Source organism: Pseudomonas typographi (genome assembly GCF_014694385.1).
GTDB lineage: Bacteria > Pseudomonadota > Gammaproteobacteria > Pseudomonadales > Pseudomonadaceae > Aquipseudomonas > Aquipseudomonas typographi.
Map to the genome: position 1 here is coordinate 1 of NZ_JAAOCA010000060.1, position 14,527 is coordinate 14,527.

At 58.0% G+C, this 14,527-nt stretch carries 22 protein-coding genes; 18 read left to right on the forward strand and 4 right to left on the reverse strand.

The features are described from left to right. Window positions 1-41 precede the first annotated feature (41 nt). From HAQ05_RS26490 to HAQ05_RS26520, 7 genes are all read left to right on the forward strand, one after another. A complete protein-coding gene (locus tag HAQ05_RS26490) occupies window positions 42-1,223 on the forward strand; it encodes a phage major capsid protein (protein ID WP_190426977.1) in 1,182 nt (393 codons plus the stop codon). 39 nt (window positions 1,224-1,262) lie between these two features. Next, window positions 1,263-1,460, forward strand: a complete 198-nt coding sequence (locus HAQ05_RS26495; protein ID WP_190426979.1) for a hypothetical protein — start codon at window positions 1,263-1,265, stop codon at window positions 1,458-1,460. A gap of 3 nt (window positions 1,461-1,463) precedes the next feature. Beyond that, a complete protein-coding gene (locus HAQ05_RS26500) occupies window positions 1,464-1,940 on the forward strand; it encodes a head-tail connector protein (protein ID WP_190426982.1) in 477 nt (158 codons plus the stop codon). Further along, window positions 1,940-2,278 (forward strand): phage head closure protein, encoded by a 339-nt coding sequence (locus tag HAQ05_RS26505; protein ID WP_190427032.1) that lies wholly within the window; start codon window positions 1,940-1,942, stop codon window positions 2,276-2,278. The genes HAQ05_RS26500 and HAQ05_RS26505 overlap by 1 nt, the downstream gene beginning before the upstream one ends. Next, a complete protein-coding gene (locus HAQ05_RS26510; RefSeq protein WP_190426985.1) occupies window positions 2,271-2,714 on the forward strand; it encodes an HK97-gp10 family putative phage morphogenesis protein in 444 nt (147 codons plus the stop codon). Before HAQ05_RS26505 ends, HAQ05_RS26510 begins: the two co-directional genes overlap by 8 nt. Further along, a complete protein-coding gene (locus tag HAQ05_RS26515) occupies window positions 2,714-3,082 on the forward strand; it encodes a DUF3168 domain-containing protein (RefSeq protein ID WP_190426988.1) in 369 nt (122 codons plus the stop codon). Before HAQ05_RS26510 ends, HAQ05_RS26515 begins: the two co-directional genes overlap by 1 nt. 261 nt (window positions 3,083-3,343) lie before the next feature. Beyond that, on the forward strand, window positions 3,344-3,934 hold the full coding sequence (locus HAQ05_RS26520) for a KilA-N domain-containing protein (RefSeq protein WP_190426992.1): 591 nt from the start codon (window positions 3,344-3,346) through the stop codon (window positions 3,932-3,934). Between the two features lie 50 nt (window positions 3,935-3,984). Here the strand turns inward: HAQ05_RS26520 and HAQ05_RS26525 are convergent, their stop codons facing one another. Continuing rightward, window positions 3,985-4,632: a BRCT domain-containing protein gene (locus HAQ05_RS26525; RefSeq protein ID WP_190426995.1), complete on the reverse strand. Its 648-nt coding sequence runs from the start codon at window positions 4,630-4,632 to the stop codon at window positions 3,985-3,987. A 100-nt stretch (window positions 4,633-4,732) separates the two neighbouring features. Beyond that, window positions 4,733-5,164, reverse strand: coding sequence for an Arc family DNA-binding protein (locus tag HAQ05_RS26530; protein ID WP_190426997.1), 432 nt, complete (start codon window positions 5,162-5,164; stop codon window positions 4,733-4,735). A gap of 92 nt (window positions 5,165-5,256) precedes the next feature. On the opposite strand from HAQ05_RS26530, the gene HAQ05_RS26535 reads away from it, so the two are divergent. The 9 genes from HAQ05_RS26535 (at window position 5,257) to HAQ05_RS26575 (ending at window position 12,082) form a co-directional block, all read left to right on the forward strand. After that, a complete protein-coding gene (locus HAQ05_RS26535) occupies window positions 5,257-5,433 on the forward strand; it encodes an Arc family DNA-binding protein (RefSeq protein ID WP_190427001.1) in 177 nt (58 codons plus the stop codon). Window positions 5,434-5,480: 47 nt separating this feature from the next. Further along, on the forward strand, window positions 5,481-6,446 hold the full coding sequence (locus HAQ05_RS26540) for a phage antirepressor N-terminal domain-containing protein (RefSeq protein ID WP_190427004.1): 966 nt from the start codon (window positions 5,481-5,483) through the stop codon (window positions 6,444-6,446). Between the two features lie 114 nt (window positions 6,447-6,560). Next, entirely contained in the window at window positions 6,561-7,061 is a 501-nt protein-coding gene (locus HAQ05_RS26545) for a phage tail tube protein (RefSeq protein WP_190427007.1), read from the forward strand. A gap of 8 nt (window positions 7,062-7,069) precedes the next feature. Continuing rightward, window positions 7,070-7,465 carry a phage tail assembly chaperone family protein, TAC gene (locus HAQ05_RS26550; protein ID WP_190427009.1) on the forward strand — a complete coding sequence of 132 codons (396 nt, stop codon included), beginning with the start codon at window positions 7,070-7,072 and terminating at the stop codon, window positions 7,463-7,465. A 47-nt stretch (window positions 7,466-7,512) separates the two neighbouring features. Beyond that, the gene (locus tag HAQ05_RS26555; protein WP_190427010.1) at window positions 7,513-7,743 is read left to right on the forward strand and encodes a phage tail assembly protein T; all 231 of its coding nucleotides are present in this window, start codon (window positions 7,513-7,515) and stop codon (window positions 7,741-7,743) included. Between the two features lie 68 nt (window positions 7,744-7,811). Then, window positions 7,812-8,156 (forward strand): hypothetical protein, encoded by a 345-nt coding sequence (locus tag HAQ05_RS26560; protein ID WP_190427012.1) that lies wholly within the window; start codon window positions 7,812-7,814, stop codon window positions 8,154-8,156. Between the two features lie 55 nt (window positions 8,157-8,211). Further along, the gene (locus HAQ05_RS26565; RefSeq protein ID WP_190427014.1) at window positions 8,212-11,043 is read left to right on the forward strand and encodes a phage tail tape measure protein; all 2,832 of its coding nucleotides are present in this window, start codon (window positions 8,212-8,214) and stop codon (window positions 11,041-11,043) included. Window positions 11,044-11,045: 2 nt separating this feature from the next. Then, window positions 11,046-11,384, forward strand: a complete 339-nt coding sequence (locus tag HAQ05_RS26570; RefSeq protein WP_420825798.1) for a phage tail protein — start codon at window positions 11,046-11,048, stop codon at window positions 11,382-11,384. Next, a complete protein-coding gene (locus HAQ05_RS26575) occupies window positions 11,384-12,082 on the forward strand; it encodes a phage minor tail protein L (protein WP_190427018.1) in 699 nt (232 codons plus the stop codon). Before HAQ05_RS26570 ends, HAQ05_RS26575 begins: the two co-directional genes overlap by 1 nt. Window positions 12,083-12,403: 321 nt before the next feature. Here HAQ05_RS26575 and HAQ05_RS26580 read toward each other — a convergent pair whose 3' ends face one another. After that, entirely contained in the window at window positions 12,404-12,616 is a 213-nt protein-coding gene (locus HAQ05_RS26580) for a hypothetical protein (RefSeq protein ID WP_190427021.1), read from the reverse strand. Window positions 12,617-12,684: 68 nt separating this feature from the next. Beyond that, the gene (locus tag HAQ05_RS26585) at window positions 12,685-12,942 is read right to left on the reverse strand and encodes a protein L (RefSeq protein WP_190427024.1); all 258 of its coding nucleotides are present in this window, start codon (window positions 12,940-12,942) and stop codon (window positions 12,685-12,687) included. A gap of 95 nt (window positions 12,943-13,037) precedes the next feature. Here HAQ05_RS26585 and HAQ05_RS26590 point away from each other — a divergent pair, with 95 nt between their 5' ends. Together HAQ05_RS26590 and HAQ05_RS26595 are read left to right on the forward strand one after the other, a co-directional pair. Beyond that, a complete protein-coding gene (locus tag HAQ05_RS26590; RefSeq protein WP_190427026.1) occupies window positions 13,038-13,808 on the forward strand; it encodes a C40 family peptidase in 771 nt (256 codons plus the stop codon). Further along, window positions 13,801-14,430, forward strand: a complete 630-nt coding sequence (locus HAQ05_RS26595) for a tail assembly protein (RefSeq protein ID WP_190427029.1) — start codon at window positions 13,801-13,803, stop codon at window positions 14,428-14,430. Before HAQ05_RS26590 ends, HAQ05_RS26595 begins: the two co-directional genes overlap by 8 nt. The last annotated feature ends 97 nt before the right edge of the window (window positions 14,431-14,527 follow it).

Below are 14,527 nucleotides of genomic sequence, written 5' to 3' on the forward strand. Positions count from 1 at the left end.
GCGGCAACCTCCCTCCTGAATTCCCTGAAAGGACAGTGACCATGGACTTCGAAGCCCAAGTCAAAGAACTCAACGCCAGCCTCAAGGGCATTGGCGACCAAATCAAAGCGCAGGCTGAGTCGGCGCAAAAAGAAATCAAAGCCTCCGGCGAGATGCAGGCGGAGACCCGGGCCAAGGTGGACGAACTGTTGCTCAAGCAGGGCGAGCTGCAAGCCAGGGTGCTGGAAACCGAGCAGAAGCTCATTAGCGCTGAAAAAGGTCCTCAGACTGACGAGCCGCAAAAATCGGCTGGCGCTCTGGTGGTCGGTAGCGAAGAGATGCAGGACATGAATTCGTCTTTCCGGGGCGCCCGACGTGTCTCGGTGCCGCGCGCCGCTATCACTACCGCTACGGGCGGTGGACTGGTGCAAACCGACCGTCAACAAGGGATAGTCGCGCCCCCTCCGCGCCGTCTCACCATTCGTGACCTGGTTGCCCCGGGTACCACGGATAGCAATTCCATCGAGTACGTGCGCGAGACTGGATTCACCAATAACGCGGCACCCGTGGCGGAAAATACCGCGAAACCGTATTCCGACCTGGAATTCGCGCTGGCCACCGCCAATGTGCGCACCATCGCGCATCTGTTCAAGGCCAGCCGCCAGATGCTGGATGACGCCCAGGCGCTGCAGAGTTACATCGATGCTCGCGCTCGATATGGCCTGCTCATGGCCGAAGAGGCGCAGCTCCTTTACGGAAACGGCACCGGCGCCAACCTGCAGGGCTTGATCACCGTGGCGGAAGCTTTTGCCGCGCCAGCGGGGGTGGCGGTGGTGGGCGAGCAGCGCATCGACCGGCTGCGCCTCGCTCTTTTGCAAGCGGAACTGGCCGAATTTCCGTCCGACGGCATCGTCATCAACCCGATTGACTGGGCCGCAATCGAGCTGATCAAGGACGCCGACGGGCGCTACATCATAGGCCAGCCGCAGGACGGCACCACGCCTCGCCTGTGGAACCGCCCAGTTGTCTCCACCCAGGCCATCACCCAGGACGACTTCCTCGTCGGTGCGTTCAAGCTCGGCGCACAGATCTTCGACCGCATGGAGATCGAGGTCCTGATCTCAACGGAGAACGACAAGGACTTCGAAAACAACATGGCGACCATCCGCGCCGAAGAGCGCTTGGCTTTCGCCATCTATCGGACGGAAGCCTTCGTGACCGGCTCTCTGACCGCGACCGAGTAACCCATCTAAGGGCCGGGTTTCCGGCCCGCTGAGGTGCCTATGACTGACGTGACGATCAAGCCGCTGCGGACTTATGAAGACCGCGGCGAAATTCGCAAACGAGGCGGTGAGGCTTATACGGCCCCATCATCGCTGGCCAAGGAGCTCGAAGCGCGGGGCCTGTGCGAAATTGTCGAAGACAGCGAGCCTACCGAAGAAAAGGCCGGCAAGAAGACCACCGCCAAGCCCAAGGAATGACCCATGAGTGTCATCGACATCGAGCTGGCCATGAAACACCTGTTGGCGGAAGACGAAGACAAAGCGTTGGTGCAGGCGCAGCTCGACGCGGCAGAGGAGGCAGCCATGCAGTTCTTGAGTCGCCGCTTTTTCGCAGACCAAGCCGCCCTGGGCCTGGCCAAGGCCGGCATCCTGGACCGTATACAGCAAGCCAAAGCGGCGAATGCTGAAGCGATCGAGGTCGCCAATGCCGAGGTTGACCATGGCGTGCGGTGTCGTCTGCTCGATCATGCCCGTAGCGCCCTGGCCGATGCCCTGGAAGAGGTCGACGCCACTGCATACGGGGTGATCATCAATCCAGCGATCACCGCCGCATGCCTGCTCAAGCTGGGCCACCTGTTCGCCAACCGCGAAGAGGTTATCACCGATGGCTCGGTCGCAGAATTGCCGCTGGCTTCACGCGCACTGCTCATGCCCTACCGGGTACGGATGGGTGTGTGATGCGGGCCGGTCGGCTGCGGCAGAGGGTTGACATCCAGCGCCGAGAGCAGAGCCAAGATCCAGAAACAGGGGAGGTGATCGATGCCTGGGTAAACGCCTGGTCTGGCTGCCCGGCTTCGTTCGAACCACTTTCCGCCCGCGATCTGATCGCCGCCCAGGCGGGGCAGTCGGAAGCGACGGCTCGGGTCGTGATCCGGTACCGGGACGGCGTGCTGCCCACCATGCGCATCATCCACCGCGGGCAGATCTACAACATCGAGGGGCCACCGCTGCCGGATAAGGTGTCTGGCCGGGAGTACCTGACCATTCTCGTTTCAACGGGGCTCAATGATGGGTGATTTCGTTTCGTACAAGCTCAATGGCGCGGAAGAACTGTCCGCTAAGTTCAAGCAAATGAGCGAGAAGCTGCGCGAGAACATAGTGCGCCCGGCGGCGAAGGACGCAATGCAAATCGTGTTCGATGATGCCAAGGACCGGGCAACCCGTATCGACGACCCGGAAACCAAGAACTACATCCCGAAAAACATCGCCCTGGTCGAGCGCAAGAAGCAAGGCCAGGCGTTGGGCGCCGTCATCATGTCGGTAGGTGTACGCAAAACCGCCGCCGGCCAACGCGGCGGAAACACCTTCTACTGGAGGTGGGTTGAGCTCGGTACCGAACACGCCGTGGCAAAGCCCTTCATACGGCCAGCGCTGGCAAATAACCGTGAAGCCGTGTTCAAGGAGTTCTTGAGCTCGGCCAAGTTCCAGTTGCTCAAACAGGGGTTGACCTGATGGTGGCGCCGATCTTCAAGGTGTGTGCTGCATCGCCGGCCGTTACCGCGCTTCTGGGCGAGTCGCCGACCAGGCTGTACCCGTTCGGCGAGGCGCCAGAGAAAGTAACCAAGCCCTATGCGGTCTGGCAGGTGATCAGCGGCTCACCGCTGAACTTCGTCAACGGTATACCTGACACCGACCGCTACGGATTGCAGGTGGATATCTACGGCGATACCGGCGCGTCCGTCGAGGCCGTGGCCACTGCCATCCGAACAGCCATCGCGAAGCGAGCCTATGTGACCGCGTTCAATGTCGAGGGCAAAGACCCCGATACCCACAGCTATCGAAAGAGCTTCGATGTGGGTTGGTTGGCACGGGCCCAATAACTAATTACACAAAACCGCTTGGGCGGTTTCTTTGTGCGCGGAATCCCTCCGGGGACAACCGTGCAGGCTAGGCCAGATCAGTCGAAACGGACGGGTACACCTCCGGCCTGCCTGGATGGCTTCTTTTTCAGCGGTTCCAGCCGGCTCAGCGCTGGGCCGCAACCCAATACGCAGCCTAGGCCTGTACAGCCGAACGGTGGATGTTCGCTCATCCGTCCGCCCCGGCTGCGTTCCTATTCGACTGGTGAGCGAGGTGTGCAGATGAACGCAAGTAACATCATTCCCTTCCATTACGAAGGTCAGGCCGTGCGCTTCAATAGTGACGGCTGGATCAATGCCACGGTTGCAGCAGCGGTCTTCGATATGGAGCCTAGAGATTGGCTCCGTCTGCACGAGACTGAAGGGTATATGCGTGCCCTGGCAAAACACCTGAGTATCCAGTTTGAGCCAAAATTCACTGAGCGCAAGCAGAGCAAAAAAGTGTCCGGAGGCAAATCCGGGTTCCGCCCCGAATTGAGCAACTGCGCGGGTTTGGTTATCACAAAGCGCGGCTCTTCGGTAAATGGGGGCGGTACATGGCTCCACCCGAAATTGGCGGTAGCCTTCGCTCGATGGCTTAACGTGGACTTCGCGGTCTGGTGTGACCTGCATATCGACGCATTGCTGCGCGGTGATCTGAATGAAAAGCAGCAGTTCGACCGGGCCTGCCGGATATATACCGAGGCCAAGGATGTTGCGAGCTTGAGCGGCCGGGAGCTCGCCAGATGGAAGATCAAGAAGCCAGCCCTAGAGTACCGGGTCGAATACTGGCGTGAGCAACTGCAGCTCACCCTGGGGCTGGATGCGGCCTAAATGTAGCCTATAGCGATGCCCTGCTCCTGTTGGCCGATTCGTAGGGTCATTTAAGCGAAAACGGCGGCCTGCCAGTGGTCTTCTGACACAATTGCAATCGGCACCCCCGCTTCGCGTAGCTCTACGGCCTTCAAGATTTTCGTACCGTATGATGCGTGGCGCCACTGTTCATTACCGACGCTGCCCACGACCAGAACGTTAACCTTCTTACTGATGGCGGCGCCGATAACTCCGCCCCTGTCGGCTACTAGTTGCTGGCAATCCTTGCGGGGGCCGTAGGCCATTACGCCTGTGAATACGTAGTTTTTGCCTGCGAAGGAAAGCTCTGGCAACGGACTGCAATAGGGTAGGTCGGTAGGTCGTGATACCGATACTTGAGCTGCCGGGATGGCAGATTGGATGGGTAGTCCGGCAAAACCTCTGAGTATGCTGAGCAGATCAGATGACTCTTCAGAGTCGAGTATTCCGTCTGCAAGCATTTCGCTGACGCGTCGGTAGAGCAGGTTTATTACCGGATCTTCAAGATGGACGAGATTCTGTTCAATCCATCGCTTGAGAAACACCGCCTCTTCCTGTGTCACGACGTTATCAGCTATCAAACCAGCAGCCAGGCCTACCAGGGTATCTGCCGCCCGACGGTCGATTCGCTGAGCATGGAAATAACGACTGTTGGCGAATTCGCCATGGATGTCTGTCATGGATGTGGCTCCGTGCCTTTTGAAGGCATAAAGCTACTTTAGGTGGATCCACGAGCGTTACTGGCAATTTGTCCATACTGGATGCAAAGCCAGATCGGCGCTACTCAGGGGACGAGAAGTCGATATGGAGAGTGTGTCTCTTGTCCCACTCGTACCCATAGCCTGCGGCGGTAAGCTCTGGGTAAATTTCCAAAAAGACGTCTTCGAACTCATGCTCATTAAGCTCGTCAAGGCTGAATCCGCCCAGGTCCACGGGCGCTTCGGATAAGCCTTGCGATATGGCGTATTGCAGCGCTGAAAGGATTTCTGATCGTATCGCTGCTGCCATCTTGCGGCGAGAAACGGCGGCCATCTCCCTGGCTTTCGATGCTTGCGGCAGCTCCGTCGGTTTTCCGGTTCTGAATTGGGACTCTTCTAACCTGGCGACGATTTCTGCGTTCAGCGACCTCTTGGCAAGCTTGGCGCTTTCTTCGATTTTTTCGCGAAGCTCTGGTGGCATACGCAACTTGAATTGGGAGTCTTCTCTGCTCATGAGCGGAATGATGGACCACGGTGGTGTTGACAGCAATGGGACCACCGTGGTCTTATTCTTAAGGGATCACGGTGATCCCATTGGGGGCGGGTATGCGTACAGATCAACAGATGAAGGTAAGACTTCCAGAGGAGCTTAAGCAGTGGGTGGAGATGGAGGCGCAAAGGAACTGCCGGTCCAAGACCGCAGAAGTGGTATATGCGTTGATGGCAGAAAAGCGGAGGCGGGAGCAAGCATCAACCTCAAAGAACAAAGCCCCAACGAGGTGAGAGTCGTCAGGGCTTCGGATAACGTCAATCGATCTAGGAAAAACGTCATGGGAAAGAATACCACAGCTGTATCGAATGTCATCCCATTCCGCAAGGCCAAGCTATTGCTTGTTGAGCGCGATGGGCAGCCATTTGTTCCAATGAAGCCCGTGGTTGAGGGTATGGGGCTTGATTGGAAAAGCCAGCACGCGAAGCTACAAGGCGGTCGATTCAATTCAGTTATGGTGATGATCACCACAACTGGCGCGGACGGCAAGCAATACGAAATGGCTTGCCTGCCACTGCGGAAGCTCCCTGGCTGGCTGATGTCCATTCACGCCAGCAAAGTACGAGAAGAGTTGCGAGAGAATGTCATCGCCTATCAGAACGAATGCGACGACGCGCTGTGGGCCTATTGGAACGAAGGCCGTGCTGTGAATCACCGCGACCAAGCTCAATCGATGACCCTAATCGGTACTACCATTGGCACCGACGGATTCCACTGCTTGGCTGCCGTGGTTGACGGCAAGGTGAAGCACTTGCCCACGCTCGCTAGGCGCGGTGCCAAAAACCACATTTGGAACCAGGTGCATAAGGCGTTCAGCGTCGTCGCCGCCGAGGACATCCCAGCGGATCGCCTTTCTGAGGCACGCAACTTCATAGCGGCCTATGTAGTTCGCGAGGGAGAATACATTGCTCGTGAAAGCAAGCCGAGCGCTCGACTGAGCATCTACTTCCCCGTTGAGGCCTTAGCTGCCCGCCGGCCTGAAATGCTTACCGACCGCGGCGAGGGCCATGCTTGGCTGGACGTTAGTATGCAGGATCTGTGCGGACGGCCAGGCGATCTGTCGCTGTGCGAGAAGATCCTTTGCGAGCTGCGGGAGGCAGGTTACGAAATCGAAGGTGCATGGTTCGAGGTTCGCAGCTTGCGAAACCGCCTGTACGAATTGAACTCGTTTCTCACGGGCCTGGGTGCAGCAATGCGGAACCCTACCCGCTATGCGGTTGTAGCTTCCGACGGCATCCGAAACTAGCGATATTCTTCGCATACGAACCCCGCTTAGGCGGGGTATTTGTGCTTCATCAAATCAGTAATAACCCGGCCCGCCTTGAGCGGGTTTTTTTATGCCCGCGCTCCAGGAGAACACATGAAAACCCAAGGTACCGACCTTTACGCCATCGACCCATCCGACCACACGCTGATTACCGTTGGTTGCTTCACCTCCCTCGATGGCATCGACACTTCCATCGACCAGATCGAGACCACGTGCCTGAACTCGAAGGCGCGGGAGTACGAAGCTGGTCTGTCCACTCCGGGCACAGCCTCGTTCGGTATCAACATCGAGCCGGGCAATGCGGCCCATGTGCGCCTGCACCAGTTGAAAACCGCCGGTACCAAGCTGCAATGGGCGGTGGGCTGGTCCGATGGCCAGGACGAAAACGGTGACGGTATTCCCCCGACGGTAGAGACAACTGCCGGCGACGACGGCGTGTATGACTTTGTGTTGCCGGAAACCCGCAGTTGGTTGGTGTTCGAGGGCTACATGAACAGCTTCCCCTTCGCCTTTGCGCTGAACGATGTGGTGAAGTCCACCATCGGCATCCAAGTATCCGGCGAAGTGACGCTGGTACCTAAGGCTTCGGCATAAGGTGACCCATGGAACTTACCCTTGAAACCCTCAAAAGCGCCGGCGGCTTCGTTGGCGCGCCGGTAAAGCGGGAAATCACCTGGCATGTGGACGGCAAGCCGAATACCGCGACCGTCTACGTGCGCATCGAGTCCTTTCAGACCGTGACCAGCGCTTGGGAAAACCAAGGCCATGGCGCTGAAGCGACAGCCGCCAGGATCGCTTCATGCATCTGCAAGTCGGACGGTGCGCCTTTGCTGACCGTAGCTGACGTCATCGGTGACCCGGAAACCGGACACGGCCCGTTATCGGCCACCTTGACGATCGCGCTGCTGTCGGCAATTCACCAGGCGAACGGCGGCTTGGATGAAGAGGGCACCAAACCAAAAAAATCTCGGCCGAAGAAGAGTTCTGGCACGACTTAGTCGCCAGCGGTATCGGTGGCCGCACGGTCGCCGAAGCAAAGACCCGCATGAGCCTGGTCGAGGCGCAGAACTGGATGGCGTACATTCGGCAGACTGGGCCGGTCAGCCTTGGTAAGCGCCTGGAGATCGGCATAGCTCAGCTTAGACAAACTATGTACCGGTTGATGGGCAAAGATGCCGAGCTTAAGGACTTCTTGCCGGTTCGCGAGGTTACGGAAGAAAAGGGAGCCACCGCCATGGACGCGCTGGCGCTGCTCAGCTCATTACGACGAGCGTGATCTTTGGGTCGCTCTAGTTTGTAGCAGAAAAACCGTGTATTTTTCGATTTTTGGAAAGGAGCCAAATAGTGAAAATCACGTGGATAGTTGGAATGGCTATGTTGGTCGGGAATTTCTCGGTGGGTGCGGCCGAATTTACCAAGGCGCAAAAATCGAAGATCGAAGAGGCAGTAAAGGATAGATTGTCAGATCCAGATAGTGCCAAATTCAAATTTCCTCCTTACAAGGGTGGGGATGTATACTGCGGGACAGTTAACGCCAAGAATAAGATGGGTGGTTACGTGGGGTTTTCTCCATTTCAGATATTCGTTCTTTCTGGTGGTAAGAGTTTTATGCTTATTGGTGTTGGGGGTGATGAGTCGTCATCATATGTGCTAAATAAATCATGCGATGATGCTGGATATTCCTTGTAAGAAAACCTAGCAATCAGACCCGCTTCGGCGGGTTTTTTATTCCCGGAGAAAGTGAATGGCCACCGATTCCCTTGGCGAGCTGACAGTTGACCTTATTGCCAACACTGGTGGCTTCGAAAAAGGAATGGACAAGGCGCAGCGGGCCCTCAGATCTGCCACCAAGGAGGCAAGCTACCAGGCAAACCAGCTCGACAAGCTAGTTGGGCAAATCGACCCCGTAACTGCAGCATATGGCCGCCTCGATAAGATGGAAGATCAGTTACGCAAGCACCGCGCCGCCGGCCGGCTTGATCAGGACGATTTCTCCGATTATTTAGGCAAGCTTAACCAGCAGCGCACCGCCCTCAGCGCGGCAAATGACTCTATGGTAAAGGGTTCTATGTCAGCTAAGGCATACTCCGCGGCCCTGCGCGGTGTGCCGGCTCAATTCACCGATATTATTACCAGCCTCCAGGGCGGTCAGTCCCCGTTCACGGTTCTGCTGCAACAAGGCGGACAGCTCAAGGACCAGTTTGGTGGCGCTGGGGCCGCGACGAAAGCGCTCGCGAGCTATATGGGCAGACTTGTAACGCCGACTACTGCGGCGGGTGTCGCTTTGGCCGCCGTCGGTTATGCCGCGTACGACGCGTGGAAGCAGGAGGACGATTTCAGAACAGCTTTGTTTAACGGAAATCTGACGCTTGGTCTGACATCAGACATGATGATGACCTTGGCAAAAAACAGCGGGGCAGTGACTGGCAGCTTGGGGAGGGTGGAGGAAGCTTTCAAGGCCTTGGCCACTTCTGGAAAGGTGAGCGTCGGGCAGTTTCAAAACCTAGCGGAGGCTGCCTCCTCGGTGTCCCAATATACTGGGAAAAGCGCAAGCGATGTCGCTAAGGCGTTCGCCGAATTAGGTGACAACGCTACTATCGCCGCCCAAAAGGCAAGCCAACAATACGGATTGGTCAACGCGTCGCAGTATGAAGTAATTAAGTCCCTCGATGATCAAGGCGAGCACCAGAAAGCTCTGGATACCCTCTCAGAAACCCTTAATAAAAACGCCTTGGAGCGGAATAAACAGTTCCGTGCCTCGTTGTCGGATATAGAACGGGATTGGGTAGACCTAAAAGCCGCGGCGAGTGAGTTCTATAGTTCGGTGCGCGCGCAGGTGATGCCAAGCTTGGACCAACAGATCGGGATCATCGAAAATATTCTGGCAACGCGAGAAAAGGGCGGCGCTCTTGGAAAGATATCGGATGCCTTTGGCTTTGGTAGCAATTCGACCGAAAGCCTAAAGACGCAGTTGACTGCTCTGCAGCAGCGCCGAGATCTTGCACAGCAAAACGTTGCGGCGCAGGCCGAGTTCAACAAGGCAAACCAGGATTACATATCACTGTCTGCCAAAATTGGCAGCGACCTGGCAAACACATCCCCCGAGGAAAAAAAGAAAAAGGCCATCAAAGACCTCAACGACGAATATTTCGCGCTGATGGAAGCCTCTGCAAAAGCCGGAAAGAGCAGCCCGCTGCTGGCCGGCGTAGATTACGACGGTAAAAGCTTCTCCGGCGGCAGCTACGCCGAGCGGATGAAGAAGATCGATGACGATTACGCCAAGTCAACCAAACAGCCTGCTTACCGCGAGGATGCGGGGATCAAGCTGCTCGACACGCTGAAGCAGCAGAGCGCCGAGTTACAAGCTCAGGCCGCGTTGGTCGACACTCAGGTGGGGAAAGGCCAAGCCCTGGGCGCCAATGCGCAAGCGCTCGCCAAATGGGAGCAGCAGTTGGCCGACATCAAGTCGAAACAGACCTTGACCACCGACCAGAAATCACTGCTGGCGAACGCCGACAAGCTAACCGCCCAGTACAAGGCCAACGCCGCGCTTGAAACAGAGGTGGCGCTGAAGAAGAAATCCAATGAGGAAACCGCGAAGCTACTGGCTTTCCAGGACAACTTGGACAGTCAGCTGTCCTCCGCGAAGGACGGCCTGGACGCCAGCTTGGCCGGTATTGGCCTGGGGAATGTCCAGCAGCAGCGCATCCAAGAGCAGGTGCGCATCCAACAGTCTTACCAGACTCAGTTGGATCGCCTGGAAGCTCAGCACAACAAGGGCGGCATCAGCGACTCGCTGTATTCCGACGAGACCATTGCGCTGCGGCAGGCGCTGTCTGATCGCCTGAAAATGCAGCAGGATTACTATGCCAATGTGGACGCGGCCCAGGCCAACTGGAAGCTTGGCGCAACATCGGCATATCAGGATTACCTGCAAAGCGCTGCGGATGTGGCCGGGCAGACCAAAACGCTGTTTTCCGACGCCTTCACGGGCATGGAAGACTCAATCGTCCAGTTCGCTAAAACCGGCAAGCTCAGCTTTTCTGACTTTGCCGACGCTGTTCTTGAAGATATGGCGCGGATTGCCGCCCGGCAGGCAACTTCAAGCTTGCTAAGCATGGGCGTATCTGCGCTGACCAGTTATTTCACCGGGAGCAGTTCGACGTCCTTGGGAGCATCACAGGCAGGCTATAGCTCGACATATTTTCCGCAAAGTGGCCGCGCCGTAGGTGGTCTGGTTTCGCCCAACTCGCTCTACCAGGTCAATGAGCGCGGCCCGGAGCTTTACAGCCAGGACGGCAAAACCTACCTGATGACTGGCGGCAACGGCGGCAGCGTGACGCCACTTTCCAGCGGCACCAGTTCATCTGACTCTGTTGGGGCATCCTCCGGTAGCGCTGTGAACGTCCATATCAACATCGCAAGCGACGGAAGCTCTCAGGTATCGGCGGACAGTTCAGGCCTGCAATCCTTCGGCGATGAGATCGGCAAGTTCATCGAGCAAAAGTACAGGCAGTTTGAGGCGAAATCGCTGAGCCCACAGGGCAACATCCGCAAAGCGATTAACGGGAGATGACCGTGGCCGACGAATTCATTTGGTGCCCCTACATCGAACCGACTGGCACGGGTACGTTCCGGGTAAGGTCGGCACAGTTCGGCAGTGGCTACAAGCAGGTTGCCAGCGACGGCATCAACAATGAGTCACAAAGCTGGCCGCTGACGTTCCGCGGGTCAGAGGCCTATGTGCTGGAAATCCTGAATTTCCTTAGATCGAAGGCCGGCTACATCCCGTTCACCTGGACGCCGCCGTTGGGCAGCCAGGCAAAGTTTACGTGCACAAGCTACGGGGCAACCCCGTTGGGCGGCGGGAACTTCACGCTGACGGCGACCTTTGACCAGTACTTCGGGGTGAGCTAATGGCCGAGAGCATCTACGAGGACGTGCAGAAGCTCGAGCCCGGCCAGTACGTCGAGCTGTTCGAACTGGACCTGACGGCCATCGATGGCGACGTTTACTACTTCCATGGCTACACCCGGGTTGGCGGTATCACCTGGCAGGGCGTTGGATACTCGCCCTGGCCGATCAAGGTCGAAGGCATGGGCATGACCGGGGAAGGGCAGCAGAGTAACCCCACGCTGTCCGTGGGCAACGTCACCGGCTTCATCACCGCGCTGTGTGCGACCTACAAGGATCTGGTCGACGGCAAGATCACCCGGCACCGCACCCTGGGCCGGTATCTAGATGCCGTGAACTTCCCCGAAGGCAACCCCGAGGCGGACCCGGACGAGCATTTTACCGATGACGTGTACACGATCGACCAGAAGCAGGGCGCCGACCCGTCGACCGTGAGTTTCGTGCTCAAGTCGCCATTGATCGCCACCGACCGGCAGTTGCCCGGGCGCCAGATCGTTGCCAACTGTTGTCAGTGGTTGGTCATCGGCGGGTATCGCGGCACTTACTGCGCATACACCGGCTCGGCCTATTTCACCGACAAGGACGTGGCCACCGACGACCCGGCCAAGGACATGTGCTCGGGCACGCTCACCGGCTGCAAGTTGCGGTTCGGGGCCAACAACCAACTGCGCTACGGGTCGTACCCGAGCGCTGGGTATTAAGGGTTTGGCCTACTCAACACGCCTGATTCTCAGGCACAAAGACAGCAAACAGTGAGCGGCGACGCCGCAGGAGAAAGTTATGAGTCAGCCAGATCCATTCGTCCCGGCCATTGCTTGGCGGCGTGGGCGCAGCCATCCAGAACGCGAACCGGTTGAGGTCGATGTCCAGGATGGCCGCGCCGAGTACCTACTCATAGGCCCATATCGCATGAGCGAAGGATCGAAGATCGAAGTCATCGGGGGAGAGGTTGTTTGGTCAGGCTCAAGCAGCCGCCATCAGACGATATGACTTAGGGTCTGACTGAGAGCCGCATTTGAGGTTTAGTAGGCGACGTTGGAGGTTTGCACAAGGCCAAACTCCTTGCTTGCCGCTCGAAGCAGTACTTCCAGATCGCCAAAGGTTGTGTCGGACAGGAAGGCGTGAATGCCTTCTTTGTTATGGACCATTTCCAAGTCGACGGACTGCTGCAAGGCAGCCATGATCGCATTTTCATCGGTGGAGATTAGCAAGTAGCTGAATCGAGTAGGTTGCATATCGACCTCCTAGGTCACATTACCCCGGTCCATGGACTTGCCGGCCACGGGCAGTGTTAGTTCGAGGATTAGTTAGCGTTGGTTTTGACGATCAGTTGCCATTCGATGCCGACCTCCAAAAGGGCGTGCTGGTGGTGATTCTGTGGTGGGAATGGGTTGCCTTCGTTCGCGGAGATTTCCTGGCTGCAACCTTTGCAGCGGTAAATACCCGAAGTAGGGACGCGTTGCCCTGGCGTAAAAACCGATGTCCACTCCGGCCCGCTGCCGAGGATCGTCGGAGTGATTTCGGTGAGATACTTCGTAGTTGATCTAATGAACTGAGCCATAGTCTCCTTCCTTGTTGATGATGGCAGAGGCACAACGCTACTACGAACGTCCCTATTTGCGTTACTGGCTCTTTATCCAAGCTGGATGCCCAACCATGAAACTCTCCAAAGACACCCTTCAGGCGATCTACGACGACGCCCGGGCCCGGCTGCCCAACGAGGCGTGTGGGTTCATCGTGCGCAAGGATCGGGTCAGCCGGTACACGCCGGCACCCAACACCGCGCAGAACCCCGCCGAAGACTTCAAGATCAGCGCCGAGGCCTGGGCCGAAGCCGAGGACCAGGGCGAGATCGTGGCCATCGTGCACAGCCACCCCGGCCAGTCGGCCAGGCTCAGCCACGCCGACCGGGTATCCATGGAGGGCACTGGGCTGCCCTGGCTGGTGGTCGAGGTGCGGCAGGGCGAGCCGGTTGGGCACCTAATCCATGAGCCGGCGGGTTACCAGGCCCCGCTGATTGGCCGGCCATTCCGGCACGGGGTGCTCGATTGCTACACCCTGGTGCGCGACTACTACCACCGCGAGCTGGGTATCGGGTTGCCCAACTACGAGCGCGACGATGGCTGGTGGGATAAGGGCCAGGATCTCTACCGGGAGAACTTCGAGGCCGCCGGCTTCGCGCCGTGCGATCCAGCCGACCTACGCCAGGGTGATCTCATCGTCATGCAAGTTCGTTCGCCGGTGGCCAATCACGCCGGGGTGTACCTGGCCGATGGCAAGCTCAAGACCGAGCCCGACCACCACCCGGTGCCTGGGTCGATCCTGCACCACCTCTACGGCCGCGATTCAAAACGCGACCTGTTCGGCGGCTTCTTCGCGGAGGCGGCCCGCTTCTACATGAGACACAAGGATTCTCCCTATGGCTGAGCGAATTCGCACCATACGCCTGTACGGCAAGCTCGGCGTGCGGTTCGGGCGCGTGCATCACCTGGCCGTGAACTCGGCCGCAGAAGCTGTGCGCGCCCTCGGCGTACTGCACAAGGGCTTCAACCAATTTCTGATCGACTCGAAAGAGCAGGGTCTGGCCTTTACCGTGTTCTACGGCAAGCGCAACCTGAGCAAGGATCAGCTTGGCGAGCCGCCGAGCCATAACGACATCCGCATTGCCCCGGTTGTGCAGGGTTCCAAGAGTGGCGGGCTTCAGGTGGTCCTGGGTATCGCCCTGATTGCTGCGGCCGTGGTGGCTGGCCCCGCCGGGATCGCTGGCCTAGCGTCTGCTTCTGGATGGGGTGCGGCCATCGGCGGGGCAGGATGGGGCATCGTGGGTTCCATCGGGCTTTCACTGGCCCTCGGCGGCGTAGCTCAAATGATAGCCGGCACACAGACCGGCATCGACAGCAGCGAATCAGCCGACAATCAACCCAGCTACAACTTCTCCGGTATCAAGAATACCGTCACCCAGGGCAACCCGGTCCCGCTGTGCTACGGCGAGATGACCGTGGGCTCCGCAATGATTTCGATGGGCATCGTCGCCGAAGACGAGCAATAGGGGCACGCATGAACATGATGGTCGTCAGGGGCGCCAAAGGCAGCTCCAGCACCCACACGCCTGTAGAAAGCCCCGACAGCCTCATCAACACCAGCTA